Consider the following 1,078-nt stretch of genomic DNA (forward strand, 5'->3'; position numbering starts at 1 on the left):
GCGCCCTCGGCCTCCATCTGCTCGGCGAGCTTCATCGCCTCTTCGATCAGCGTCTCCACGATCTTCGACTCGGGAACCGTCTTGATCACCTCACCCTTGACGAAGATCTGCCCCTTCCCATTACCCGACGCAACCCCCAGATCCGCCTCACGCGCCTCACCAGGACCATTCACCACACACCCCATCACCGCCACCCGCAACGGCACCTCCATCCCCGTCAGCCCCGCCGTGACCTCCTCCGCCAACTTGTACACATCCACCTGCGCCCGACCACACGACGGACACGACACGATCTCCAGACCCCGCTGCCGCAGATTCAACGACTCCAGAATCTGAATACCGACCTTCACCTCCTCCACCGGAGGCGCCGACAACGACACCCGGATCGTGTCCCCGATCCCCTGCGACAACAACGCACCAAACGCCACCGCCGACTTCACCGTCCCCTGAAAAGCCGGCCCCGCCTCCGTCACACCCAGATGCAACGGATACTCACACCGCTCCGCCAACTGCCGGTACGCCTCGATCATCACCACCGGATCGTTGTGCTTCACCGAGATCTTGATGTCCCGGAAACCATGCTCCTCGAACAACGACGCCTCCCACAGCGCCGACTCCACCAGAGCCTCCGGCGTCGCCTTCCCGTACTTCTGCAACAACCGCCGGTCCAACGACCCCGCGTTCACCCCGATCCGGACCGGCGTCCCCCGATCCGCCGCAGCCCGCGCGATCTCCCGCACCTGATCATCGAACTTCTTGATATTGCCCGGATTCACCCGCACCGCCGCACACCCGGCATCGATCGCCGCGAACACATACTTCGGCTGGAAGTGAATATCCGCGATCACCGGAATCTGCGACTTACGCGCGATCACCGCCAACGCATCCGCATCATCCTGCGTCGGACACGCCACCCGCACGATCTGACAACCCGACGCCGTCAACTCCGCGATCTGCTGCAACGTCGCACCGACATCCGACGTACGCGTCGTCGTCATCGACTGGACCGAAACCGGCGCGTCCCCACCCACCGCCACCGAACCGACATGGATCTGCCGCGACACGCGGCGCTCGGCGA

The 1,078-nt window shown here is 64.2% G+C and carries 1 protein-coding gene; it reads right to left on the bottom strand.

What is annotated here, in order from left to right; all coding sequences use genetic code 11:
- A partial coding sequence (gene ispG, locus ACFY2B_RS46205) for a flavodoxin-dependent (E)-4-hydroxy-3-methylbut-2-enyl-diphosphate synthase (RefSeq protein ID WP_390769056.1) occupies positions 1-1,078 on the bottom strand: 1,078 nt, incomplete at both ends.

The sequence above is a fragment of the Streptomyces sp. NPDC001270 genome (assembly GCF_042896695.1).
Lineage (GTDB): Bacteria > Actinomycetota > Actinomycetes > Streptomycetales > Streptomycetaceae > Streptomyces.